General features: G+C 55.6%; 24 protein-coding genes. 2 read left to right on the top strand and 22 right to left on the bottom strand.

Features of this window, described 5'->3' with window-relative positions; translation table 11 throughout:
* Positions 1-188 precede the first annotated feature (188 nt).
* From PCH01S_RS26445 to PCH01S_RS26340, 21 genes are all read right to left on the bottom strand, one after another.
* Positions 189-1,373 (bottom strand): saccharopine dehydrogenase family protein, encoded by a 1,185-nt coding sequence (locus PCH01S_RS26445; RefSeq protein ID WP_042234912.1) that lies wholly within the window; start codon positions 1,371-1,373, stop codon positions 189-191.
* 70 nt (positions 1,374-1,443) lie between these two features.
* On the bottom strand, positions 1,444-2,571 hold the full coding sequence (gene phnW / locus PCH01S_RS26440) for a 2-aminoethylphosphonate--pyruvate transaminase (protein WP_129112583.1): 1,128 nt from the start codon (positions 2,569-2,571) through the stop codon (positions 1,444-1,446).
* 43 nt (positions 2,572-2,614) lie between these two features.
* Positions 2,615-3,463 (bottom strand): phosphonoacetaldehyde hydrolase, encoded by an 849-nt coding sequence (gene phnX, locus PCH01S_RS26435; RefSeq protein ID WP_042234910.1) that lies wholly within the window; start codon positions 3,461-3,463, stop codon positions 2,615-2,617.
* Positions 3,464-3,589: 126 nt separating this feature from the next.
* Positions 3,590-5,350, bottom strand: a complete 1,761-nt coding sequence (locus PCH01S_RS26430; protein ID WP_042234908.1) for a putative 2-aminoethylphosphonate ABC transporter permease subunit — start codon at positions 5,348-5,350, stop codon at positions 3,590-3,592.
* Between the two features lie 18 nt (positions 5,351-5,368).
* Positions 5,369-6,415 (bottom strand): putative 2-aminoethylphosphonate ABC transporter ATP-binding protein, encoded by a 1,047-nt coding sequence (locus tag PCH01S_RS26425; RefSeq protein WP_042234906.1) that lies wholly within the window; start codon positions 6,413-6,415, stop codon positions 5,369-5,371.
* A 73-nt stretch (positions 6,416-6,488) separates the two neighbouring features.
* Entirely contained in the window at positions 6,489-7,595 is a 1,107-nt protein-coding gene (locus PCH01S_RS26420; RefSeq protein ID WP_042234904.1) for a putative 2-aminoethylphosphonate ABC transporter substrate-binding protein, read from the bottom strand.
* Positions 7,596-7,882: 287 nt separating this feature from the next.
* Complete coding sequence (gene folE, locus PCH01S_RS26415; protein ID WP_042234902.1) at positions 7,883-8,470, bottom strand: GTP cyclohydrolase I FolE; 588 nt, start codon at positions 8,468-8,470, stop codon at positions 7,883-7,885.
* Positions 8,460-9,068, bottom strand: a complete 609-nt coding sequence (locus PCH01S_RS26410) for a TetR/AcrR family transcriptional regulator (protein WP_042234900.1) — start codon at positions 9,066-9,068, stop codon at positions 8,460-8,462. Before PCH01S_RS26410 ends, folE begins: the two co-directional genes overlap by 11 nt.
* Before the next feature lie 93 nt (positions 9,069-9,161).
* A complete protein-coding gene (locus PCH01S_RS26405) occupies positions 9,162-9,404 on the bottom strand; it encodes a YneF family protein (protein WP_042234898.1) in 243 nt (80 codons plus the stop codon).
* 78 nt (positions 9,405-9,482) lie between these two features.
* Positions 9,483-10,514 (bottom strand): HD-GYP domain-containing protein, encoded by a 1,032-nt coding sequence (locus PCH01S_RS26400; RefSeq protein WP_042234896.1) that lies wholly within the window; start codon positions 10,512-10,514, stop codon positions 9,483-9,485.
* Positions 10,511-11,110: a methylated-DNA--[protein]-cysteine S-methyltransferase gene (locus PCH01S_RS26395; protein ID WP_042234893.1), complete on the bottom strand. Its 600-nt coding sequence runs from the start codon at positions 11,108-11,110 to the stop codon at positions 10,511-10,513. Before PCH01S_RS26395 ends, PCH01S_RS26400 begins: the two co-directional genes overlap by 4 nt.
* A gap of 73 nt (positions 11,111-11,183) precedes the next feature.
* Positions 11,184-12,431, bottom strand: a complete 1,248-nt coding sequence (gene queG, locus PCH01S_RS26390; RefSeq protein WP_042234891.1) for a tRNA epoxyqueuosine(34) reductase QueG — start codon at positions 12,429-12,431, stop codon at positions 11,184-11,186.
* A gap of 147 nt (positions 12,432-12,578) precedes the next feature.
* Positions 12,579-13,187, bottom strand: coding sequence for a signal peptidase I (gene lepB, locus PCH01S_RS26385; protein ID WP_042234889.1), 609 nt, complete (start codon positions 13,185-13,187; stop codon positions 12,579-12,581).
* Position 13,188: 1 nt separating this feature from the next.
* Positions 13,189-13,740, bottom strand: a complete 552-nt coding sequence (locus PCH01S_RS26380; RefSeq protein WP_042234887.1) for a DUF402 domain-containing protein — start codon at positions 13,738-13,740, stop codon at positions 13,189-13,191.
* A 280-nt stretch (positions 13,741-14,020) separates the two neighbouring features.
* Entirely contained in the window at positions 14,021-14,452 is a 432-nt protein-coding gene (locus PCH01S_RS26375) for a GNAT family N-acetyltransferase (protein WP_042234884.1), read from the bottom strand.
* Between the two features lie 425 nt (positions 14,453-14,877).
* The gene (locus tag PCH01S_RS26365; protein WP_042234880.1) at positions 14,878-16,200 is read right to left on the bottom strand and encodes a 6-phospho-beta-glucosidase; all 1,323 of its coding nucleotides are present in this window, start codon (positions 16,198-16,200) and stop codon (positions 14,878-14,880) included.
* A gap of 22 nt (positions 16,201-16,222) precedes the next feature.
* A complete protein-coding gene (locus PCH01S_RS26360) occupies positions 16,223-17,185 on the bottom strand; it encodes an N-acetylglucosamine kinase (RefSeq protein WP_042234878.1) in 963 nt (320 codons plus the stop codon).
* A 53-nt stretch (positions 17,186-17,238) separates the two neighbouring features.
* Positions 17,239-18,267 carry a LacI family DNA-binding transcriptional regulator gene (locus PCH01S_RS26355; RefSeq protein ID WP_042234876.1) on the bottom strand — a complete coding sequence of 343 codons (1,029 nt, stop codon included), beginning with the start codon at positions 18,265-18,267 and terminating at the stop codon, positions 17,239-17,241.
* A gap of 63 nt (positions 18,268-18,330) precedes the next feature.
* Positions 18,331-19,710 carry an ABC transporter substrate-binding protein gene (locus PCH01S_RS26350; RefSeq protein ID WP_042234875.1) on the bottom strand — a complete coding sequence of 460 codons (1,380 nt, stop codon included), beginning with the start codon at positions 19,708-19,710 and terminating at the stop codon, positions 18,331-18,333.
* A gap of 31 nt (positions 19,711-19,741) precedes the next feature.
* Positions 19,742-20,626: a carbohydrate ABC transporter permease gene (locus PCH01S_RS26345; RefSeq protein WP_042234873.1), complete on the bottom strand. Its 885-nt coding sequence runs from the start codon at positions 20,624-20,626 to the stop codon at positions 19,742-19,744.
* A complete protein-coding gene (locus tag PCH01S_RS26340; protein ID WP_009676921.1) occupies positions 20,623-21,516 on the bottom strand; it encodes a carbohydrate ABC transporter permease in 894 nt (297 codons plus the stop codon). The genes PCH01S_RS26345 and PCH01S_RS26340 overlap by 4 nt, the downstream gene beginning before the upstream one ends.
* A gap of 414 nt (positions 21,517-21,930) precedes the next feature.
* On the opposite strand from PCH01S_RS26340, the gene PCH01S_RS26335 reads away from it, so the two are divergent.
* Together PCH01S_RS26335 and PCH01S_RS26330 are read left to right on the top strand one after the other, a co-directional pair.
* Entirely contained in the window at positions 21,931-22,128 is a 198-nt protein-coding gene (locus PCH01S_RS26335) for a hypothetical protein (protein WP_042234871.1), read from the top strand.
* An 85-nt stretch (positions 22,129-22,213) separates the two neighbouring features.
* Entirely contained in the window at positions 22,214-22,828 is a 615-nt protein-coding gene (locus PCH01S_RS26330; protein WP_009676925.1) for a superoxide dismutase, read from the top strand.
* 128 nt (positions 22,829-22,956) lie between these two features.
* On the opposite strand, the gene PCH01S_RS26325 is transcribed toward PCH01S_RS26330, so the two are convergent.
* The coding region (locus PCH01S_RS26325; protein ID WP_042234868.1) for an NUDIX domain-containing protein at positions 22,957-23,315 on the bottom strand (359 nt) is incomplete at its 5' end.

The following is a 23,315-nucleotide window of genomic DNA, read 5'->3' as shown; positions in this document are numbered from 1 at the left end:
GCCCGCCTCCGTTCTTTCGGTTCTGTGATAGCTTCCGGATTCATTATACCCAACCTTGCGGAAGGGCGACAGCCTTTTATGGATACGGCAGCAACGATGAATTTCAGACGAATAAATCAATACGATCAGCCGCTTGATTATCGGAACTGCGCAGCCGAGCAGAACGGGGCGGAAAGATATGGCTGCGCTCATGCCTGGACCGGCTCCCGTTCCGTCAACACTTCCGTGTCCTGATGGATGCGGATGCCCCGCTTCTCCAGCTCGGCGAAGACCGCCTGCGGCTCGAAGGCTTCTTCCGGCGTCAGGATGCCCGCGCCGTTGACCCGGCCTTCCGCGATCATGACGGTCGCAATGGCCATCGGGATGCCCACGTTGCGGGTGTAGGCGCGAAGCCCTTCCCAGCCCCGCACGGAACCGTCGGAGGCCGGATGTGTATGCGTAAGCGTCAGCCGCATCGGCACGCCGTTTCGGACGCCGGTGACTTCGATATGCAGCGCGTAGCCGTACAGCTCCGTCTCCGAACCTTCGCGGGAGTGGTACAAATATTCGCTGATGCAGTCCATGATGCCGACTTCCGAGCCGTTAACCCGGATCCTGTCGTTGCGCATAAACCCGTACTCATAGAGAGCCTGGACGAGTCTCATATTCGGCTGCGGCCATGTACCGCGGACTTCGATCAGACGCACGCCTTTGCCGGCCAGAGCCTTCGCCAGCGTTTTTGTTTCGGCATGCGGGATGATATATTGAACCGACGTGCCGTAAGGCTCGGGGAGCCGGATTTCACGGGGACGCGCAAACGGCGGCACCTGGATGAACGCCCCGTTTTCGTACACGACCCGGCCCGGGAGGTTCGGATCGTACTCGTAGGTCGTCGTTTCCGTAATGGACCTGGAAAAGGCGATCGGCCGGTAAGACCCGTGGCTGACGCGGACGGTATCTACCGTATCGAGCTGTGAAGCGGCGTGCATCGCCATCATCTGGGTGACGCCCGGGGTCATGCCGAAGCCGGGTACGCAGGTTTTGCCGTGCCGCTCGAACAGAGCCGCCGAAGCGTCCTCGTCCCCGAAGCCGTTCAGGTTGATACCGTGACAGCCAGCTTCCGCTATGCACGCCGTTGACAAGCCGTTCAGCGTGATCGCCGTACCGTCCATGACGATATCGTAGCCCCGCATCTGCGCGACGGTCGCTTCTTTGTCATAGACGTTCGCTTTTATAAAATCCACACGCGGATCGTGCAGCTCCCGCACGACTTTGCGTCCTTCCTCTTCGTTAAAATCGGCGACCGTAATTTGCTCGAAACCGGAATATTGGACAAGATCCAGGATCGCTTCCCTGCAGATCCGGCCCGCTCCGCCCAGACAAAATACTTTCATGACGCAGTCCTCCTCGGCAAGTGATCATTCCGCTTGTCCCGTTCGCTTTAAATCCCAGCGCTCTCCCGCCTCAGTTCCGGGTAGCAGCCGCCGTTGCCGCAGTGCCTCCCGTAACGTCCGCTATTATGCGTACAAGACGCCGCATATCGGCCGGATGAATATCGCCGATCGAGCCGATGCGGAAAGTTTGGGCGGCGGATATTTTACCGGGATAAATGACGAACCCGTTCTTTTTCAATTCCTCGTAAAAGGCAAGGAACGTGAAGTCCGGCGAATCGGGATAGTAAAAAGAAGTGATAAAAGGAGACTGCACGGACGGGTCCAGCAGCGCCCGGAACCCGATCGCTTCCATCCCTTCGGACAGCGTGCGCTGGTTCTCGGTGTAACGTTCGAAGCGGGCCTTGATGCCGCCTTCGTCCTCCAGCTCTTTCAGCGCTTCGTGAAAAGCTCTGACCACGTGGGTGGGAGAGGTAAATCTCCACTTGCCCGACTGCCGTTCCATCGTGTCCCACTGGTCATACAGATCCAGCGACAGGGACCTTGCCTGCCCTTCGCAGCGCTTCAGTTCCTCCGTGCGGGCCAGCACAAAGCCGAAGCCCGGAACGCCCTGAATGCACTTATTGGCGCTGCTGATCAGGAAGTCGATATGGAGCCCGCTCATGTCCATTTCAATGCCGCCGAACGAACTCATGGCATCCACGATAAAGGTTTTGCCGTATTTCTTGGCTGCGGCGCCTACTTCGGCTATCGGATTCAGCATGCCTGTCGTCGTTTCCGAATGAACGACCGCCACATGGGTAATCGCCTCATCCCGCCGAAGCAGCTCCTCCAGCTCGCCGGGACTGACCGGGCTGAGCTCTCCCGAATCGAGAACAGCCGTCTCGATGCCGAGCACGCGCGCCATCTGGGCGATACGGTCGCCGTAAGCCCCGTTCGTCAGCACCGCCAGCTTGCCTCCCTGCGGGATAACGGAGCCGATAACGGACTCCACGCAGAACGTTCCGCTGCCCTGCATAAGCACGCAGGTGTAGCCTTCCGCACGCCCTGCCCCCAAAGTGACGAGGCGGGCGCGAATATCCTGGACCAGTCCGTTATAATCCCGGTCCCAGGTGCACCAGTCCCGCAGCATGGCCGCTTTGACGCGTTTCGTCGTCGTTAAAGGTCCGGGCGTCAGCAGCAGGTATTCGTTGTCCGGCATCGCCGAGTACATGGTGTCCGTCTGTGCCATTTCCGCTTCCCCCTTATACATGCCGCGCACCTTGCGGCACAGAGGCGGAAGCAGCCGCCCCCGCAGATACGCCTGCACCGGCCTTCAAACTCGCTTCAATCAATTCCAGCACCGCATCCAGCTTGCCTACGGATTCAATCACATAGTGGGCTCCGGCTTCATAAAATCTTCCGCGCACTTCTTCGCATCTGCGCTTCAATTCTTCCGGCGGGCAGGCGGATACCTCCGCTTCGCTCATTCCGAGCTCGCTGCTGCCGAGCACAACCCCGACCGTCCAGACGCCTGCATTCAGGCCTTCCCGGATGTCGCTCAAGGTATCCCCGACTTTCACGACATGATGCAGCGGGTACACTCCGAGACGGATGCAGTTCTCGTAGATCATCCATGGATACGGACGGCCGGCGGGCATCTCCGTAGGCGTCACGAGCACATCGGGACGGTAGCCTCTTCTGCCTGCCTCCTCCACAACGATGTCCATCATTTCTTCGGTATAGCCGGTTGTGGAGCCGATTTTGATCCCCCGTTCGCGAAGTCTTCCCATCAATTCCAGGACGCCCGGAACCGGCTCGCAATGATTGCGCAGCGAGGCGAACAAGAGCGGCTCGAAATCCGCATACAGGGCATCCACGTCGCGATCGTTCGGCCGGCTACCGAATTTTTGTTCCCAGAGGCCGGCCACGCGAGGCATTTTCGTAATTTCACGGATGTGATCCCACTTCAGAAGTCCCATCGGCTCACGCGCTTCCTTCTGCGTAATTTCAATGCCTTTGCGACGGAAAATTTCTATAAAAACGTTCAAGGGAGCGAAGCAGCCGTAATCTACAGTTGTGCCTGCCCAGTCCATAATGACGGCTTTGATCATGTGAAGTCTCCTCCTGGTAACGGGCCGTGGCGGCTCATCCGCCTATCCGGCTCCGCTTTCGGTTTGATGAAGTAAGAAGTAAGGACGTTTACAGTAGAGCGTGTTAACGGTCAATCCTGTTAAAAATCATTTCCGCTGCCAGGCGGAAGCCCGGTTTCTCATCACTTTCGTAAGCTGCTCATAGCCGATCCTTACGACAATGTTGGTCAGTAAAATAAGGACGGACATGGCGGCGGCCGGGGCGGTATCCCCCGCATCGTCCATATTGACAATGGCTACCGAAGCCAGCTTGAAATCGGCCGAGTACAGAAACACGACTGCCGACACGGTTACCATGGAATTCACAAAGTAATAAACGAACATTTCCAGAACAGCCGGCAGGGACATAGGGACCGTGACCCGTGCGAATGTCCGGTAGAACGGAACCCGCATCGATTCCGAAACCGTCTCGAACTCTTTGTCGAGTTTTTTGAGCGCCGCTGTCGCCGTAATAAAAGGAACGGCATAGAAGTGCACGATGTTGGCCAGTACGACGATCCAGATAGTGCCGTAAATCCCGCTAAGCGGATTGTCCGGCCGGTTGAAGAAGAAAATAAAGGCCAGCCCGATCACCATTCCCGGCAGCGCTAGCGGCAGAATGGATAAAAAATAAGCAAACTGCCGCAGAGCATGCCAGTGGCGAACTTTTTCAATAAGATAAGCGAAAACGAACGTAACCGCCGTACCGATCAAAGCGGTATAGAGAGCCGCCTGCATGCTGTTCCAGAACGGAGCCAGCCCTTCACCGGCCACGGATGTGAAATCGAAATGATTCCACGTAAACGACAATTCATAGGGCCACACCTTAATCACGGAAGCGAAAATGACTGCGCCGAGCAGGAGCAGGATGGCGCCCCCGATCAAGCTGCAAATCACGTAAAACACGGCGTTGCGCCAGCTTCCTTTCTGAATCCGATAGGGAACCGATTTGGACGAAACGAGCGTCTTCTGCCTGCGTTCCACGAAACGGTCCACCGCAAAGGCCAGAACAGCCGGCAATGTAAGCAGAATGCCTACGGCCGCCCCCATCGTCATGTTCTGCTGGCCGATCACCTGCTTGTAAATATCCGTAGCAAGCACATTGTAGTTGCCGCCGACGATTTTCGGGGCGCCGAAATCCGTAAAACTCATCGTAAAGCAGACGAACAAAGCGCTGATAACGCCGTATTTCACGCTGGGCAGCGTCACGCTCAGAAAGGTTCTCCACTTCCCTGCGCCAAGCGTTTCGGCCGCTTCGTACAGCCGGTTGTCGGTGACAGCCAGCGACACGAGCATGATCATCATCGCCTGGGGAAAAGTGTACGCCACTTCCGCCAGCACGATTCCGACCGGGCCGTACAGGCCGATATCCAGCCCGGCGGGCAGAAGACCGAACAAACCGGTCGTCACCAGCCCCTGGTTGCCGAACAAATAAATAAGGCCGATCCCGTGCATCATCGTCGGGGCAAAAAGCGGAAGCAGCGCGATATAGCGGAAAAGCGTCCTGCCTTTGATATCCGTGCGGGTCAGCGCATACGCATACAAGAACGCGAGACCGACTGAGATGACTGTAGTGAGTAAAGACACGTTCAGGGTATGAAGGAGCGAACGGAGAAGGGCCGGTGTCGTGAAATACACGACGAAGTTTTCCAGACCCGCGAACTGCCCCGTTTTATCGTAAAACGCTTTGGAAAATAACCCGATCAGGGGCAGCAGCACCGTAACGGCCAGTACCGCGATCATGAGGGCGATCAGAGCCTGCTGCATCCGCTCCTCTTTGCCGTGCCGGCGCCTGATCCTTCCTCTCGTTCCCGTAAGACCGGAACGAAGGTCTCTGGCCGCGCTCTGCACCCTGCGTACGATCATCATGACAAGGACTCCTTTCTCTTACTTCGCCGCGGCCTGGGGCTCGAAGGCGATCAGTCTTTCTTCCGGCAGGCGGAGCGACAGCTTCTTATTCTTCTCGAGGCCCAACTGCTGGTAATGCTGAGCGGACACGTGAATCGTCATCGGGCGTCCGAGCGGTTCCCCGCCGCTGCCCAGTACGTCCAGCATGACGTGATAGAAAGGTCCGCGGAATTCAATGCCGCGGACGACGGCCGGTATGCCGCCGCGCGAGCCGGGCTCTTCGGCGCCGATATGCTCGGGCCGGACCGCCATCATGCCGCCGGCGCCGCGCACTCCCCTTTCCTGGAGCTCGGCTCCGTCCAGGAAGTTGATTGCGCCGATGAAATCGGCTACGAACGGCGAAGCCGGCCGTTCGTAAACCTCTCTCGGCGTGCCGATCTGTGCGACCTCCGCATTGTTCATCACCACAATGCGGTCCGCCATCGTCAGCGCCTCTTCCTGGTCGTGCGTCACCATAATCGTCGTGACGCCGATCTTCTCCTGCAGCGCGCGGATTTCTCCGCGCAGCTTATGCCGCACCTTGGCGTCCAGCGCCGACAGCGGCTCATCCAGCAGCAGGAAGTCCGGGGATAGCGCGACGGCGCGCGCCAACGCGATACGCTGCTGCTGGCCTCCCGAGAGCTGGGACGGGTACTTATCCCTCATCTCCCAGAGGTCCACCAGGTCCAGCGATTCCCTCACCTTCTCGGCAACATCGCGTTTGCCGAGCTTCCTGCTCTTCAGGCCGAACGCGATGTTCTGTGCTGCCGTCATGTTCGGAAACAAGGCATACGACTGAAACATCATGCCGAAGTTCCGCTGAGCCGGAGGGAGAGCGGTAATGTCCCTTCCTCCTGCCGATACCGTGCCCGTGTCCGGGTGCTCCAGTCCGGCGATGATGCGGAGCAGCGTCGTTTTGCCGCAGCCGCTGGGGCCGAGCAGGCAGACGAATTCGTTTTTGCGGACATCCAGGTGAATGCTGTCCAAGGCCGTGAAAGAACCGAATGTTTTGCGGATGCCCCGGATCGATAAGTGAGCCTGATTCATGTGTGTTTCTCTCCTCCCGGCTGCCGGCTTGACGGTTCGGACTTGTTGCCGCAAGCGGGATTACCGCTTTATTTTAGGATTTGGGCTCGCTCTTGGCGTTGTAGCGTTTTTCCCACTCTTTCAAAATGCTGTCTCTATTCTTCGCCGCATCGTTCAGGTCATATTTGATGAGCTGGCTGAGCGGATCTTTGGAGTAGCCTTCCGGTATCGTGCCGGAGCCGTCGTTCACGCTGATGATCGCGTAGTTCTTGTTGTAGGCTTTCATCGCCTCGTCGCCGATCGCCCAGTCCAGGAACGCCTTCGCTTCCGGCTTGATCGTCGCTTTCTTCATCAAGGCGTTCGCTTCTACATCCCAGCCGGAGCCTTCCTGCGGGAATACGACCTCAACCGGCGCGCCTTTCTTCTTCTCCTGAATGCCGCGGTAACCGAACGAGATGCCGATCGGGTATTCTCCGGCAGCCGCCATCTTGGCCGGTTTGGAACCCGAGTGCGTGTAAACGGCGATATTGTCATGAAGTTTGTCCATGTACTCCCAAGACGGTCCTTTGCCGTAGAGCTGCTGCCAGCCCGTCACATCGAAAAACCCCGTTCCGGAGGAAGCCGGGTTAGGCATCACGATCATGCCTTTATACTCGGGCTTGATCAGATCCTGGTAAGTCTTCGGAACCGGAAGCTTCTTTTTCTCGAGTTCCTTCGTGTTGACGATAAAAGCCGTTTCCCAAGCGTCGATGCCGACCCATTTCGCAGGAGTGCCGGTGCTTTTGAACATCGGGGAAACCCGCTCGATTCCTTTAGGGGAGTAGCCTTCCACCATGCCGTTCTGATCAAGCACAAGCAGGCTTGTCGCCGCTAAGCCCCAGACGACGTCCGCTTGAGGGTTATCCTTCTCGGCCAGCAGCTTGGCCGTAATGATGCCCGTCGAATCCCGCACAATATTTACCTTTACATCCGGGTTCGTTTTTTTGAACGATTCGAGGTAAGCTTTAATCTGGTCGTCTTCCAGTGCGGTGTACACCGTCAGGTCGCCTTTCAGGGCAGCGTTTTGGGAAGTGCCCTCATTGCCTCCCGCCTTTTCCGGGGGTTTGGTCGCGGCGCCCGCTTCGCTGCCGCTTTTGCCGCAGCCTGCCAGAAGGGAAATCGCCATAAGAAGAGTCAGGCATAATGAAGCTGTTTTTTTCATGACCGTCGTTCATCCTCTCGAATTTGTAAAATGAAATAAGCTGCAATTGAATTCGTTTTTCTTACAGTTCTTATGGTAAATGAGTTTTGTAAACTCACGATTAAATACAAGTAAAGATTGTGTGTTTAATTTTATTTTGTTGTTTTTAGTTGTATTTTGTTTATGTAGGCACAAAAAAAAGACAGCCTTTATGGCTGTCTTTCACTTTGATTTCGTTGCAGTTGGTTTGGATCTCGGGTTCCGTAGATCGCTATCCTTCTAATTTCCCGATAGGTTGTGCTCCGAATTTACTTAATCAGCGACAAAAACTCCGCACGCAAAGCGGAATCCGTCCGGAACGAGCCGCGTACGGCCGACGTGACGGTTTTGCTGCCGGGCTTCTTCACGCCGCGGGAGCACATGCACAGATGCTCGCCTTCTACGACGACCATGACGCCGTGCGGTTCCAGCACCTCGTCCAGCGTGTTGGCGATCTGGGAAGTGATCCGCTCCTGCACCTGCAATTTGCGGGTGATGGCTTCCACCAAACGGGCGAATTTGCTTAAGCCCGCGATTTTGCCGCTCGGAATGTAGCCCACGTGGATTTTGCCGAAGAACGGCGCCATATGATGCTCGCACTGGCTGTAATAGACGATGTCCTTGATGATGACGAGTTCTTCGTGCTGCTCATCGAAGGTTACACCGAGTACGTCGTGAAAATCCGCCTCATATCCGGCGAAAATTTCCTCATACATACGGGCTACGCGCGCCGGAGTATCCAGCAGCCCCTCGCGTTCCGGGTTCTCGCCGATCAGGCGAAGTATTTCCCGGATATGCCCTTCAATCTCTTCACGGTTATCCGCGACCTTCGTGTTTTTGTATTCTTTAGCCGGCATGTTGCTCTCCTTCCCATCCGTTCCCTATGATATGTTTTACCAGCTTGCCGCCGTACTGCAGCGCGAAACTGCTGCGGTGCGCTTTGCCGAGAAGCATCCCGCCCTGCAGCAGTGCGGTCAGCGCAACGGCCGTTTCCCTGGCTTTCATGCCATGAAGGTTGATCTCTTGATTAGCTGCCCCTTCCTGCAGGCAGGCTTCGATTCTATGCTCTATGTCTTCGAGAAAATTCACCAGCAAGCGGCGCAGTTCTTCGTACCGGTCCCCCAATTCAACAACCAGGTTGCCGATGTAGCATCCCCTGCGGCAATCATGCTCTTCCGCCGAGACTTGCATGAGGCGGAACAGCCGTCCCAGCCTCTCTTTCGGCCCGAGCGTACGGTTGCCCAGCGACGGCCCGAATATCTGCTCCTCCATCAGCGCAATCTTCTGCTGAATGACTTGCCGGCCGAGCTCTTCCTTACTCTTAAAATGGTAATAAAAGTTGCTTTTCACCACGCCGCACCGGGAGAGAATTTCTTCCAGGCCCGTAGCCTGAAAGCCTTGCTCGTGAAAAAGTTCCATGGCAGCAGCGATAATCTTGTCTTTGTTGCTGGGCATAAGCCAACCACCTCTGGATAATACTGGTCCGTTCTACTCAAAGGGCCGAGCAACCTGTGAAACAGGATTCCCGGCCGCTTTCATGCGGATTTTTTATTTGGATCTTGCATTTTTATTCGGCTTTTTGTTGGTCAGGTTCTGGTTCTTCATCATGGTCTGCACTTTGTTCATCTGCTGCTTGTTCATGTTGTAGCCCATCTGCTTAGCCATCTTCTGGATCATTTCCGGATTGTTCTGCATCGATTCGAGCTGCTTACGGAGATAGAACACCCCGATAAAAAAGCCTCCGACCAGTCCCCCGATCAAGGTCAGAATCGGAATGATAATTTGCCACATCCTGCTTTTCCCCCTGCGTTCAAAGATTGTTTTCAGTCAAACTCATCATAGCATTATAAAGCCGAAAATCCAAGCTTCTCAGGCCAACACGTGTTCGATAAAAAGCGTCGTGTGTTTCGCCAGATCCATTTCCTTCACATCGTACTCTTTGCCGCCGTCCTGTTTGATGATACGGACCACCGGACGGCCCGGCAGGCCCCGGTGCTGGCCGACCACGACACCCGTTTCGCGGGTGGACAGACGAACGGAAATCCCCGTCGGATAGACCGATACGGTGCGCAGGAAGTGAATCAGGATGTCCCTGTCCAGCTTCGTGCCCGCCATAGCCATCATATGCTCGATCGCCACATGGGGAAGCAGCCCCGCGTTCAGACCGCTGCCTTGAAGCAGATTGTCGTAGGTATTGGCCGCACTGACAATCTTCGCGTACAGATGAATCTGCTCGCCCAGGAGTCTGCGCGGCTCGCCGAGCCCGTCGGGCGTTTCGTGGTGCTGGAACGCGACATGCGCGATGAGCAGGCTGTATTCCCGCTTGGCTTTAAGCGCCTCGAAGCCTCTCCACGTATGATGAAGCCGATCGTCCTTGGATTCGTCGTCCGTAATCGCGTCGAGCTTGCCTACGTCGTGAAGCAGCGCCCCTATAGCCAGCTCTTTCAACTGCTGGGGATTCAGATTCATATTGATCCCGATCAATGTGGAAATCATGCAGACGTTGAGGGCATGCAGATACATGTCATTGTCTTTCGTACGGATATCCGTCAACTGGATCAGAACGTCCTTGTTTTTTAAAATTTCGTCCAGCAGCGTATCCACGTTTTTGCTCATGTGGCGTGTATTGAAATCTTTACCGGACCGGATGGAATCGAAGGTGTCCAGCATCTGCCGGATGACGATCCGCTTCGTTTCCTCGCTGACGACTTCGGGAATTTCGATGTCGCTCGTCTCCTGATCTTGGATATAAAGCATGGAAACCCCGATGCGCCTCAGCGTATTAATCATATAAACGGTAAGCTGAACCCCCTCGGCCAGCATAACCGCCCCGGACGCCGTAAAGATCGTCTTTCCCAGATATTGTCCCGGTTCTATGGAATCAATAGGAACATATTTCATGCTTTCCACTCCCGATTCTTCGATGTATGCCGGACATCCGCCGGCGACCAGCCCTCCAGCTCAAGCAGGGCCGTCTTGACGGAAAGTCCGCCCCCGTATCCTACCAGCTGCCCGCCTGCGCCTATAATGCGGTGGCACGGAATGACGATCGGGACCGGATTGCGGTTATTGGCCCCGCCGACCGCCCTGACCGCCTGAGGCGATCCGATGGCGGCGGCGATATCTTTATAAGAAGCGGTAGCTCCGTACGGAACGGACAGCAGCGCCTTCCATACCCTGAGCTGAAACTCCGTCCCCCGCAGATCGAAAGCAAGGTCGAACGAACGTCTCTGTCCGCTGAAATACTCTTCAAGCTGTTCTCTGATTTCCCGGAGTCCTGCGGGACTCGGAACAACGGTGCCGCCCGGAATCCAGCGGTCCGTCCAATGTTCCAGCTTGCGGACCGCTTCCGGCCCGTTCCCGAATTCGATCGCGCAGAGTCCTCTCTCCGTCCTGGCGAGAAGCAAAGGGCCGATTGGAGAATCATCCAGCGTATCGGTTTCTATAAGAACAGGTTCCCCTGTCGTCGCGACCGTTCCTCTGCCGCTGTCGTCCATCAAGCATCCCTCCGCTTCTGGTAGTTGGCTGCCGGCACTTCCGGCAGCACGCCCCGGGCTTAACGCACAGCGGCTACTCCGCAGCCGGTGCCGCTCCGGCGCCGTCCGCCTGCGGTCCGCCGGCTTCTACCGCGGCCGCATCGCCGCCGCTTGGCGTAAGCCCGCCGAGCTTCCGCGCCGCATTGTCCAGCTCGGCGAGCACCGCTTCGTCGCGTTCGCTGCGCTGCGCCCGAAGCACGGCTTCCAGCGCCGCCTCGCCTCCGATCTTGCCGAGCGACCAGGCCGCCGTGGCCCGAAGCTCCGGACGCGGATCGTCCTTGAGCAGGGAAGCGAGCACCGGTACGGCCGACCGGTCCTTGAAATTGCCCAGCGCGAGCACCGCATTGCGCTGGATGGGCTTGCGCCCTCTCCAGGCTGCGGAGCTTCTTCCGAAGCGCTCCTTGAATTCCCGGTTGCCCATGGTGAGCAGCGGAATCAGCAGCGGCTTCACGACCTCGTGATCCGGCTGGAGATCCTCGTGGTGCGTCCAGTTCTTGCCCTTGTTCACCGGGCAGACGATCTGGCACGTATCGCATCCGTACAGCCGGTTCCCGATCTTCTCCTTGAACTCGTCCGGAATCATTCCCTTCGTTTGTGTCACGAAGGAGATGCACCGGCTGGAGTTCAGCTGCCCGGGCCCGACAAGAGCTCCCGTCGGGCAGGCGTCGATGCAGATCCGGCATTCCCCGCACTGGTCCATAATAGGAGTATCGGCGGGGAAAGGAAGATTTGTAAGCAATTCGCCGAGGTAAACCCAAGAACCCCACTCGGGGGTTATGACGGCGCAGTTTTTGCCGATCCAGCCGATGCCCGCACGCTCGGCCACAGCGCGGTCCACGAGTGCGCCCGTGTCGACCATGTCCATAAACCGGACCCCTTCGACGCGTTCCTCCAGAAATGCGCCCAGCCGCTTCAGTCGTTCCCGCAGAACCAGGTGGTAATCGTCGCCCCAGGCGGCTCGGGCGAGTATCCCCCGGTAAGCTCCCGCCTCAGAGCGGGGCGGGTTTACCAGCTTGGAGGGATAGGCGACCGCGATAGCAAGGATGGATTTGACTCCTTCGAAGCTGCGGTCCGGATGGACGCGCTTGTCGATATCCGGTTCTTCGAAACCGGATTCGTAACCCTTCTCACGATGCCGAAGAAGAATATCCTTCAACTCGTGAAAAGGCTCCGCGGAAGCGAATCCGATCTTATCGATTCCGAGCGACGGCGCCGCCTGGATGATTTCCTGCTTCAGCAGGAGCAGGTCTCTTTCGGAAGCATCCGCAAGTGTTATCCGCATGCCCTATCCCTCCTTCCGTATGATCTTGAGTTGAACCGTCCCAGTCAGCCCTGCCGACGGACAGTGTATCAAGGGCCTTTCTTCCTGCGCATGCGCCCTTTAAATGCCGGCTGCTTCTCTCAGCTTATTCGTGACCTCAAAGCCTCCCTAGAGACCTTTCAGAGCGTCTGGCGGCCATACTATCCATTCTGCCCGTCCGACCAGCGATCTAACGGCTATCGGACCGAAACTCCGGCTGTCCAGACTCGCTCCGGCGCGCCGGTTATCGCCCATGACGAAGCAGTAACCTTTTCCTACGGTAAAAGGACCGTAATCGCCGTCCTCGATCCTTTCGTCCGTATAGGGCTCCTTCAGTTCCTCCCCGTTTACAAATACCCGCCCGTCCGTAATTTCAACCCGGTCACCGGCCGCAGCCACGATTCTTTTGACCAGATAGGGGTGAATCTTCTCCGTACCCGTCCCATCCGGCTCTTTCAGGACTACGACGTCTCCCCGGCTGAAACTCCCGGTCCAAGCTGCCGTTTTATTCACAAAAAGCCGCTGCCCTTCATGCAGGGTCGGCTCCATCGATATTCCGCGGACGGCGGAAATGTTGAATCCGTACCGCTGAATAACGGCAGCAGCCAATATAATTACAACGAATGTCCCCAGCCTGCTCCAGTTTCTTCTCCCGGAAATGCGGCCGCCTCCCTCCACTCCGCCCGTCTCCGGTGCGGGTACGGAAGACGACCGGGGTTCCCGCCCGGAATCCGTCACCTCACGCCTCCGTTTCCCTGTCCTTCCACAGCTCATAGTATCGGCGGACGCTTTCGTCCCCGAAGGGGGCGTCCTGTTTGCCGATTCGCTTCACCAGGGCGTCCAGCCCCGCCTTTACTTTCGACTCGACCAGCGGGGTATACCGGTACAGCGCCTTATGATGCTCGTATTCCTCCCGGTCCACGACATGAACGTCGCCTCCGGCCATCCGGATCACATCCAGATCGTAGTCAATGTAGGTAATGACGTTGCCCGCCCGGTAAAACGGAGAGGCTACGTTGCAGTAGTAGCGCACGCCCCCCTCTTCGAGAAGAGCGACGATATTGTACCATTCCCCCGGTATAAAAAAAGAGACACCCGGAATCCGGCTTGTCCATTCCTTCCCGTCCGCTTCCTGGATTTTCGTCTGGTTGTTGATAAACACGTTCATGTTTTCTCTCTGATGTTCGGGATGGAGCTCGTGCTGGGGCACTTTCCAGTTCTCCAGCCACATCCGGTGCAGATGACCGTCGTGCTTAAAGCTCTTAATGACAAAATGCTCGAAAGATTCCATTAAAATTGCCCCTCTATATAGACCGTCTCATCCGGCTAATGCAGCTTATGCTCATGACTTCATTGTTATTGTCGGTTCATTCGAAATTCGATCAGGTTGAAACGAAATGACCGGAACCCGCGTAGAAAAACAAATACGCAGCGACTAAAAAAGCTCCCTACGGAGCCCGTTCTTCCCGGCATAAAAGAAGTGGTTACAATAAAAGCATACCTTCCTCCCGGGAGCGGAGCCTGTCCGCCAGCGACAAAAAGATATGCCTTCATTATACTATAATTGACCCCTACATGCTTGCTTTCTTTACAATGCTGAGCCGGTTTGCCGTTCTCGTAAAATCGGAGTGATTGTATCCCGCCGACTCGTAAACAGGCAGCACCAATTCATTGTGATGATCGACTGTGACTAGAATGCGTTTAACCTTGCGCTGCATAAAACGCTGCTTCATTCCTTCAATCAAAGCCTTGCCGATTCCCTTGCGGCGATGCCCGGGTGCAACTGCCAGACGGTAATAGTAGCCTTTGTTGTCATCAATGGTTCCGATTACCATACCAACCAGCTCATCCTGCTCTTCCGCAACCAACACTAATTCGCCGTCCCACGACAACTGCTTGGCAAACGCCTGCATCGTTTCCTTGTAACAAGGATCGCTTAGCGCTTCCTGTAGCAAACCGGAGATCAGGCTGTAATCAGACAATCGAAAAGAACGAACACGCATGAGGTCCACTCCCACAATATCAATTTTTCGGTGTAAAAATAATTTTACGACAAAAAACGCCGAAAATCCTCCCTTTTTTTCAAAAAACACTAGCTTTTCTTAATAAATCTCTTGAAAGCGCTTAATAGGAAGCGTTTACATGACTTTTTGTGCTTTTTTTCGCCTAAAAAGTCCTTCTTCTTCCAGCGGTTTCATAGGAACATGGGCCTGGAAGGAACCCTTTCAGACACCTTCTTCATTCAATCCTCCGGCAAGATCGCTGTCATGTATTGCCTGTGACCGCACAGGCGGAAACTTCCGATTCGCGCATACAAAAAAACCGCCGGGATATCCCGGCGGTTCGTTTTCGTTCCATTCCATCAGCGGAATTGTTTCTTCGATTGTCGATTTTTCTTTTACGCGGAAATGATTAGGGCCGTAAACCGTTAAACGTTCGAATGTTCCGCTGCGGGAAAGAAATTAGGCAGATAAGCGCGGTTCTGCTCCAGCATTTCATCCAGCATTTTTTCGGCCGTATTGACCGAGGAAATAAGCGGGTGATGGGCAAGCGCCTGAAGGGCGATGCTTCTGTCCCCCGTAACGGCCGCCTCGATCGCGAGGATCTCGTACGTTTTCACGGCTTGGATCAGGCCTTTAACAGCCTCCGGCACGCGAGTCACCGAAAGCGGGATCGGTCCCTGCCGGGTCACCACACAGTTTACCTCGATGCTCGACTCGTTCGGAAGGAAATCCAGAATGCCGTCGTTGCGCACGTTCAAGGTCTGGATATCCTTTGTGTCGTTGTAAAGGGAGCACATCAGGTTGACCGCCGCTTCGGAATAATAGGCTCCGCCGCGCTTCTCCAACTGTTTCGGCTTCTCTGCCAGATCCGGATCTTTGTACAGCTCGAAAAGCTCGTCTTCGACCCGCTTGACGACCTCGGCGCGCGTGCCGTCCTTCTTCGACGCCTCGATCTGCTCCTCCAGCATTTCATCCTTCAGGTAGAAATACTTGAGATAGTAGGAAGGCACCGCGCCCAGACCGCGGATAAAGCTTGCGTTCCATTCCATCTGGGGCACGTTCTTGGCGGAATATCCGCTGCCGCTGCCGACGAGCTCTTCCAGCTTCGACTCCCCGTCCACGGTGATCTGCGTGATCCAGTGAAGGTGATTAAGACCGACAAATTCGGTATAAATGCTCGACGCCGGAACGTCGTATTCTTTCATCAGCCATTTGTGCATGCCGATCGGAGCGTTACACAGGCCGATCGATTTGATGGAGCTGTGCTTGGAGATAGCTTCCGTCACCATGCCGGCCGGATTCGTGAAGTTAAGCAGCCAAGCGTCCGGGCACAGTTCTTCCATGTCGCGGCAGATGTCGAGCAGAACCGGTATCGTCCGGAATGCCTTCATCATGCCTCCCGGTCCCGTCGTTTCCTGGCCGATGACGCCGTATTTCAGCGGAATGGACTCGTCCCAGGCGCGGGCTTCCAGCATGCCGACACGCATTTGCGTCGAGACGAAGTCTGCGCCCGGCAGAGCTTCCCGGCGGTCCAGCGTCAGATGAACCTGGATCGGCAGGCCGGATTTCTCGACCATGCGCTTCGCCAGGCTTCCCACGATGTTCAGCTTCCATTCGCCCTGCGGAATGTCGACGAGCCAAATTTCGCGAATCGGCAGCTTGTCGTAATTCAGAATAAATCCTTCTACGATTTCCGGCGTATAAGAGGAACCTCCACCGATGACGACGATTTTCAAACTTTTGTCCATCTCTCTCACTCCCCGATTTGGTTTACATGCTTAACTGCTTCAGTTTCTCGCTCACTTCTTCGCTGACCGTCATGCCGCCGCGCTCCATCGCAAGCAGCACGGAGCCCACTACCGGCTCGGCGTCCAAACGGCGGATCGTGCTTGCCGGAGCCGCCTTCTTCGCCGCGTCTACGATATACTTCTCGATGTAGTCGCCGTTTCCGCGCATCAGCACGCTGCCGGCGAGCACGACATCGAACTCTTCTTCGGCCATGCCGAGCTTGTTCACGATCGCTTTGATCGAAAGGCCGATCTCCTCGCCCTGCTCCTTCAAAATATCGAGGGCAACCTGATCGCCCTGGCCTGCGGCCGTGAAGAGCAGCTTCGCGAGCTCCAGCGGAACGGACTTGTTATGGTCGAGAAAATCGTGGAACATGTCTCCGACCGTTTCGTAGCCGAGCTGCTCCAGAACCAGTCCCGTCAGCACGGTCTGCTCGCCCCGTCCGTCCCAGGCGCGGACGACCGAGCGGAACGCTTCGACGGCAAGGCCGCCTCCGCCGCCGAAGTCGCCGAACATGTAGGTAAAGCCGCCGCACTGGTAGGCTTCGCCCTGCCGGTTCATGCCCGAGCAGTTCACGCCGGTGCCGCAGATGGCGACGACGCCGTAAGGCTTCGTCGTGCCCGCCCGCATGGCGACGATGGTGTCGCAGGCGAGATCCCAGTTCGCGAAGCCGATCGGCTCCAGGAGCTTCCGCAGGATGCGGAAGTCGATCTCGCGGTCCGCACCCGCCAGCCCGAAGTAAGCGAAAGCGATATCGGCTTTCGTCAAGCCGGCTTCGCGAAGCGCCTCGTCCACGGCGCCCCCGATGCTCGCGGCCGCCCGGTCGTGATGAATTTGATGATTCCCCATGCCGCTTCTGCCGGTGCCGACCACCCGTCCGGTTTCATCGGCGATAACCGCGTAAGTTTTGCTGCCTCCTGCATCCATGCCCAAATAATAAGTCACAGTTCTCCATCTCCCGTTTCATGCAATTGTTCTTCTATTTCACAGCTCCTGTTTTATCTGTCTATTTCGAGTGTTCTGCCGTCCGGAGACGCCGTGGATTCGCGTACGATTAACTTCGGCTCCAGCTTCACCGAAGCATTCCGTTTCTGCGTGCCGTTCACGATCTTCAGCAGCAGCTTCACCGCTTCTTGCGCCATCCCCTCGGAAGGCTGACGAACGGTCGTCAGCCGGGGATGAATCGCCGACGAGAAAGCTTGGTCATCGTAACCGATGACGGACAGATCGCGCGGCACGTGAAGTCCCGCATCGCGGAAGGCCTCAATCACGCCGAGCGCGATAAAGTCGTCGGCGGCAAACACGGCCGTCGGCCTATCGCCCTCCGCCAGCCAGCTCTTGGCGATGTCGAAGCCGCTTCGGATATCGAAATCCGAATCCACCAAAAGAAACGGGGGATGCCCCGCTTCCGCCATGGCATCGATATAGCCCCGTTTCCGCTCCCTCGCGCTCCGATAAAGCTCGGGACCCGCGATATGCGCGATTTTGGTATGTCCGAGACTCAGCAGGTGACGCGTCGCCTCCAAACCGCCCATATAGTTATCGACGTTAACGACCGAGGCGCTCATGTCTTCCAGTTGGTTATCCACCAGAACAAATGGGATCTTTTTCCTTTTCAACTCCAGGACGTCGTTTTCCTCCTTGAGAGGGGAAAGTACGATAATTCCGTCCACCCTGTCTTCCTGGTACAGAAAGTTGCTGCCTTCTCCCCAATCGGAATCACTCGTGTCCGGTCCGATGGACAGGGCCAGGAAATAGCCGTGCTCCTTCAACGCATCGTTCACGCACTTGACGATCCCGTCGAACAGGGAATCCTGCAAAGTCGTAAGCGTAAGACCGATTACGCCCGTCTTCCCTCTGGCTAAACTCCTTGCGGCCGAATTGGGCCGGTAATCGAGCTCCTTGATAGCCTGGCGCACTTTCTGCCGGTTGTTTTCCCTCACCGTAGGCGAGTCGTTCAGAACGCGGGAGACGGTGACGACCGATACTCCCGCCCTTTTTGCAACATCAAATATGCTTATTTTCATCCAATCGAACTCCCAACGTCGGAATCCCACCATGCAGCGGGGCTGGTCAAGAGTCCGACTGTGTTATTTTTTCTGCCTTTTCGCCAAAACGTCGTTGATGTGCTTCTCAAGATCCGGCATGACTTCGTCGACCGATTTTTTGCCGTTCTCGATCGGCTCCATCTCGTTTTTGATGATCGTATTAAGCTCCGCATAGCCCGGGATCATGTGGTTCCACGATTCCACGCCGTACTTCAGGCCGCCTTCGTACACGTTCTTGAGATCTTTCGGATCGATATTCTGGAAGTAGCTGAAGTACTTCTCACCTGCCAGCGAATTCGCCGGCGGCGTGCCTCCGCTAAGTTCGACCGCCTTCTCCTGCGTTTCTTTGGAAAGCTGGAATTTAATCCACTCCAGCGCTTCTTTCGGATGCTTGGAGTCTTTGAGGATGAACAGGGGATCGACGAACAGCACGTCTCTCGCCTTCTCGTTCTTTCCGGCCGGGACGGCGGCTACGCCGACTTTAAAGCCGAAATCGTTGGAGCCGGCGAGAAGCCAGGCGCCGCCCACGGACATCGCGACTTTACCAGCGGCAAACGGATCTCCGCCTTCGCCCGCGACTGCTTTGGTCGTAACGGGATCGATCATGCTTTTGTCTTTGTGCATCATATCGAACATCGTCCGGTAAGCGTCTTTCACTTCAGGCGAATTGAACTTGGAAACCTCCGGGTTGCCGCCGTTCTTCGTAAACGTTTCTTCCGGATACGCACTGGCACCGAAATAAAGCGGTCTCATATCTCTCTCGGACCAGCCCCAATCGATGCCGTACTGGGTATCGTTCAGGTTTTTGGATATTTTGGTCAGCTTCTTGGCATATTCCTGCATCTTCTCGAACGTCCACGATTTGTCTTCATAATCGGACGGAGGGTACGGAATTCCTGCCTTGTCAAACATATCCTTATTATATACGAGAACAGATACGTAACTATAGACAGGAATTCCATAAGTTTTTCCATTGACTTTGTAGATATCCATCAAATGATCCGAAATTCCGTAATCGGAAGCTTTGAAATTGTCTTCTTTCAGAAGGTCCGTCATGTCGCGGACCAAGCCTTTGTTGTAGTATTCCGCGAAGCCCGCATCTCCCCAGTGGGAAGTGACGTCCGGCGAATTGCCGGCGGCTACCATGCTCTGCAGCTTCGATTCGAATTGCTCGTAAGGCGCTTTTACCACTTTGACCTTGATGTTGGGGAACTTTTTCTCGAATTCCGGAATGAGCTCCTCCACGTAGGCTTTGTCCGGCGCATCCTGGGTGTAGTGGGTGATCGTTACGGTGTCTCCCGATTTGCCGGAACCGCCCGTCCCCTCGGTCTTCTTGTCTCCCCCGGAACAGCCCGCCAGCGTTACCGACGCCGCCAATACGGCCGCGAGCGTCAAATGATACGGTTTTCTAGTCATCCACATTTAAGGTAGACCTCCTTATTGTTTCCCTCTCTTATTTCACACCCGTCAGCACGATGCTCTGTACGAAATAGCGCTGCGCAACGGAGAATAAAACCAGAATCGGTACCAGCGCCAGCAGAGATGCGGCCATAACGACGTTCCAGGAAGGAGGGCGCGTGGTCGATGACACCATGCCGGCCATGCCGATCGGCAGAGTGAACTTCTCGGTCGAGTTCAGATAAAGCACCTGCCCGAGCAGGTCGTTCCAGCTCCAGATGAAGGAGAAAATGGCGACGGTCGCCAGGGCCGGGCCCGACAGCGGAAGAGCGATGCTCCACCACTGGCGGAGTTCCGAGCAGCCGTCGACTTTGGCCGCTTCGAAAAGCTCGTTGCTCAGGGAGGTATAGAACTGCCTAAGCAGGAATATAAAATAGGCGGAGCCCAGGAATGCCGGAACGATCAGCGGCAGGAACGTATCGATCCAGCCCAGTTCCTTGAACAGGATGAACTGCGGGATCATGACGGCCGGATAAGGCAGCATCATCGTGGCCAGCAGAAAAGCGAACAGGGCGTCCTTGCCCTTCGCCCGGTACCGCGAAAAGCCGTAGGCGACCAGTGCGGAGGAAAGCACCGTGCCGATCACCGTCATAATGCCGATGAGCAGGCTGTTCTGATACCAGTTGAGAAAATCGAGCTCGAACAATTTTTTGAAGTTTTCCGTTACGAATTTCTCCGGTAAGATCGTCGGCGGGAATCTCAGCGATTCCGCCCGCGTTTTGAAAGCCGTGGACAGCATATGGACCGACGGCAGAATCATCAGAACCGACAGGACGATCAGCATGGCGAAGACGAACCAGTCGAACCATGTTCTGCGCCCAGCCTTCAGCCTGGAAGGTTTATAGGCCCTCGCGGGCTGTGTAGGAACCGTGCTGCTCAAACTCCGTCTCCCCCTTCGTAGTGAACGAATCGTTTAGAGCCTTTCATAATAAGCAGGGCAAGAACCATGACAACGATCAGCAGCAGCCAGGCCATCGCGGAAGCGTAACCCATTTTGAAGTTCTTGAAGGCGTTCTGATACAGGTAATACACATAGAACATCGTCGAATAGTTCGGTCCGCCCTTGGTCATGATGAACGCTTGGGTAAAGACCTGGAAAGACTCGATCAGCCCCATGATCAGTTGAAAAAGAAACACGGGCGAAATCATCGGCAGCGTAATGTGCCAGAACGAGCGAAGACGCGTTACACCGTCCAGTTCGGCCGCTTCGTACAGACTGGGCGGCACGCTTTGCAGACCCGCCAGGAAGATAACCATTCCGCCGCCTACCGTCCACAGGGACATGAGCACAAGAGCGAAGATGGCCCACTTCTCGTCAAACAGCCAAAGCGGCCCCGGCAGCCCCAGCAGGCTGAGTCCCTGGTTGAGCAGCCCGCTCTGCGGATTGAAAATCCACATCCAGATCAGTGCCATAGCCACACCAGATATCATGCTCGGGAAATACATGACCGTCCGGAAAAAACCTTTGAACGGGATTTTCTGATTGAGCAGGAGTGCGAAAAGAAGCGAAAGCCCCAATTGGATCGGAACGCTCAGCAGCGTATACCGCACGGTAGCCCAGATGGAAATCCAGAAGATATCATCGTGGAACAAATCGACGTAGTTCTGAAAGCCGACCCATTTCGGGGGATTTACGATGTCATACTCGGTAAAACTGTAATAAGCCGATGATACGATGGGATACAGGGCAAACAGAACAGCTCCGATCAGCCAAGGTGAAATGAAGATGTAAAACCAGAGCGTTTGGTGCCTTGCCGTTTTGGTTCTCATGGCATCCTTCCTTTCGAAAGTTAAAACGCTTTAATTTTAGTCTAAAAATAAAAGACATGATTTCCATATAAACCGATTCGGATTTCTGGATATTATGCCCATTTTTCAGCCTAAAACCTCTTAAACCACTTCAAATTCCTATTCTGTCATCCGTGTCAGCTTGTTCTCAAAATTAAAAGGGTTTAACTTTTATAAGTTTAAGATAAACGCTTTCATGTCGGGTGTCAATCCCTTATTTGCTTTCACAAGCAAATATGTACAGCGCTTACAAATCATGTGGTAAAGAAAATGTTGACCTTTCCGATCCTTCTATAACTAACCTCCGTCTTATTCACATCTTCCCCGCGCCTTCTTGCAGAAAATTTCTGATAATAACTCCGGTTTCCGGTCATTCTTATATAGGGAGGTGAAAAAATGGCACAGCAGGAAAGACGGCATCTGCACGAACTGAGTTCACTGGACGCTTCCGCCTGGGATGAAGAAGAATTGTCTTATCACCATTCGGTGATGAGCGAGTTGTCCCCCTGGCTCAACGCACAAGGTACGGCTATACATGCGCAGGTCATCCGGGAGATCGAAAAAAGGCGGGAAAACACGGTCCAGCCGACTTAATATACATAAATGTTGATTTACTATCAAAAATCGTCTTATAATAAACAGGTAAGTGTTAACATATCGCTTAGGAGGTATTCAAATCATGGCACATCAATTACCGGCTCTACCTTATCCGAATAACGCACTGGAACCGCACATCGACGCAACAACGATGGAAATTCACCACGATCGTCATCACAACACATACGTAACGAACCTGAACGCTGCACTTGAAGGCCATGCGGACCTTCAGAACAAATCCCTGGAAGACCTGATCAGCGATCTGAACAGCATTCCGGAAGCGATCCGCACTGCAGTACGCAACAACGGCGGCGGACACGCCAACCACTCCCTCTTCTGGGAAACCATCGCTCCTAACGCCGGCGGTCAGCCTACCGGCGCTCTGGCTCAAGCTATCGACAGCGAGCTGGGCGGTTTCGATAAATTCAAAGAAGATTTCGCCAAAGCGGCTACTACCCGTTTCGGCAGCGGCTGGGCATGGCTTGCGCTCGGCAAAGACGGCCAACTGAAAGTATACAGCCTTCCTAACCAAGACAGCCCGCTCTTCGAAGGCGACACTCCGCTTCTCGGACTGGACGTATGGGAGCACGCTTACTACCTGAAATACCAAAACAAACGTCCGGACTACATCTCCGCTTTCTGGAACGTTGTTAACTGGGATGCCGTTAACAAGCGTTACGAAGCCGCTAAGAAATAATTCCGGTATACGCAAGACGCCCTCCCCAGGCGATAAGTCTGGGAGGGCGTCTTTTTTTTATGTGGCTGTATTTTAGACGGCAGCGGGGGCGGCCGGGGTCTACTTCCCTTCGTCCCCGCCCATACCCCCTACTCCTCCGCGTACATCTTCAAAACGCGCAGGAAGACGTTCGGGAACGCGTAGCGCTCCAGCTCCTCCGGCGACATCCAGCGGTAACGGTAAGGAAGCTGCCCCGCGGGGGCGCCTCCCTGGCCGCCGAGCCGGCACCGGTACACCTTCATGTCCCAGTACAGATGGCTGAAGGTGTGGTTCGTGTCGGCGATCCAGCCCTGCGGGAGCACGTCCACGTGCTCCTCCTCGGCCAGAGCAATGCGCAACTGCTCCATGCTGTGCGCATCGCCCGGCCAAGCTGCGGGAGCCTCGCTGCCCGCAGCGGCGGCTTTGCCGCGGCGGCCCCGCTTCGCCGGCGCTTCCGGCCCGGCGGCCG

The sequence above is a fragment of the Paenibacillus chitinolyticus NBRC 15660 genome (assembly GCF_000739915.1).
Lineage (GTDB): Bacteria > Bacillota > Bacilli > Paenibacillales > NBRC-103111 > Paenibacillus_F > Paenibacillus_F chitinolyticus.
Note: the sequence above shows the minus strand (reverse complement) of the source record. Positions and strands in the feature narration are given on the sequence as shown.

Excerpts from the sequence above, each read along its gene's own strand:
- PCH01S_RS26350 (WP_042234875.1), bottom strand. The coding sequence starts at position 19,710 with ATGTGGATGACTAGAAAACCGTATCATTTGACGCTCGCGGCCGTATTG.
- PCH01S_RS26355 (WP_042234876.1), bottom strand. The coding sequence starts at position 18,267 with ATGAAAATAAGCATATTTGATGTTGCAAAAAGGGCGGGAGTATCGGTC.
- PCH01S_RS26420 (WP_042234904.1), bottom strand. The coding sequence starts at position 7,595 with ATGAAAAAAACAGCTTCATTATGCCTGACTCTTCTTATGGCGATTTCC.
- PCH01S_RS26400 (WP_042234896.1), bottom strand. The coding sequence starts at position 10,514 with ATGAAATATGTTCCTATTGATTCCATAGAACCGGGACAATATCTGGGA.
- PCH01S_RS26330 (WP_009676925.1), top strand. The coding sequence starts at position 22,214 with ATGGCACATCAATTACCGGCTCTACCTTATCCGAATAACGCACTGGAA.
- folE (WP_042234902.1), bottom strand. The coding sequence starts at position 8,470 with ATGCCGGCTAAAGAATACAAAAACACGAAGGTCGCGGATAACCGTGAA.
- PCH01S_RS26335 (WP_042234871.1), top strand. The coding sequence starts at position 21,931 with ATGGCACAGCAGGAAAGACGGCATCTGCACGAACTGAGTTCACTGGAC.
- PCH01S_RS26410 (WP_042234900.1), bottom strand. The coding sequence starts at position 9,068 with ATGCCCAGCAACAAAGACAAGATTATCGCTGCTGCCATGGAACTTTTT.
- PCH01S_RS26375 (WP_042234884.1), bottom strand. The coding sequence starts at position 14,452 with ATGCGTGTTCGTTCTTTTCGATTGTCTGATTACAGCCTGATCTCCGGT.
- PCH01S_RS26340 (WP_009676921.1), bottom strand. The coding sequence starts at position 21,516 with ATGAGAACCAAAACGGCAAGGCACCAAACGCTCTGGTTTTACATCTTC.
- PCH01S_RS26430 (WP_042234908.1), bottom strand. The coding sequence starts at position 5,350 with ATGATGATCGTACGCAGGGTGCAGAGCGCGGCCAGAGACCTTCGTTCC.
- PCH01S_RS26425 (WP_042234906.1), bottom strand. The coding sequence starts at position 6,415 with ATGAATCAGGCTCACTTATCGATCCGGGGCATCCGCAAAACATTCGGT.
- queG (WP_042234891.1), bottom strand. The coding sequence starts at position 12,431 with ATGCGGATAACACTTGCGGATGCTTCCGAAAGAGACCTGCTCCTGCTG.
- PCH01S_RS26445 (WP_042234912.1), bottom strand. The coding sequence starts at position 1,373 with ATGAAAGTATTTTGTCTGGGCGGAGCGGGCCGGATCTGCAGGGAAGCG.
- phnW (WP_129112583.1), bottom strand. The coding sequence starts at position 2,571 with ATGCCGGACAACGAATACCTGCTGCTGACGCCCGGACCTTTAACGACG.
- phnX (WP_042234910.1), bottom strand. The coding sequence starts at position 3,463 with ATGATCAAAGCCGTCATTATGGACTGGGCAGGCACAACTGTAGATTAC.
- PCH01S_RS26365 (WP_042234880.1), bottom strand. The coding sequence starts at position 16,200 with ATGGACAAAAGTTTGAAAATCGTCGTCATCGGTGGAGGTTCCTCTTAT.
- PCH01S_RS26405 (WP_042234898.1), bottom strand. The coding sequence starts at position 9,404 with ATGTGGCAAATTATCATTCCGATTCTGACCTTGATCGGGGGACTGGTC.
- PCH01S_RS26395 (WP_042234893.1), bottom strand. The coding sequence starts at position 11,110 with ATGGACGACAGCGGCAGAGGAACGGTCGCGACGACAGGGGAACCTGTT.
- PCH01S_RS26380 (WP_042234887.1), bottom strand. The coding sequence starts at position 13,740 with ATGGAATCTTTCGAGCATTTTGTCATTAAGAGCTTTAAGCACGACGGT.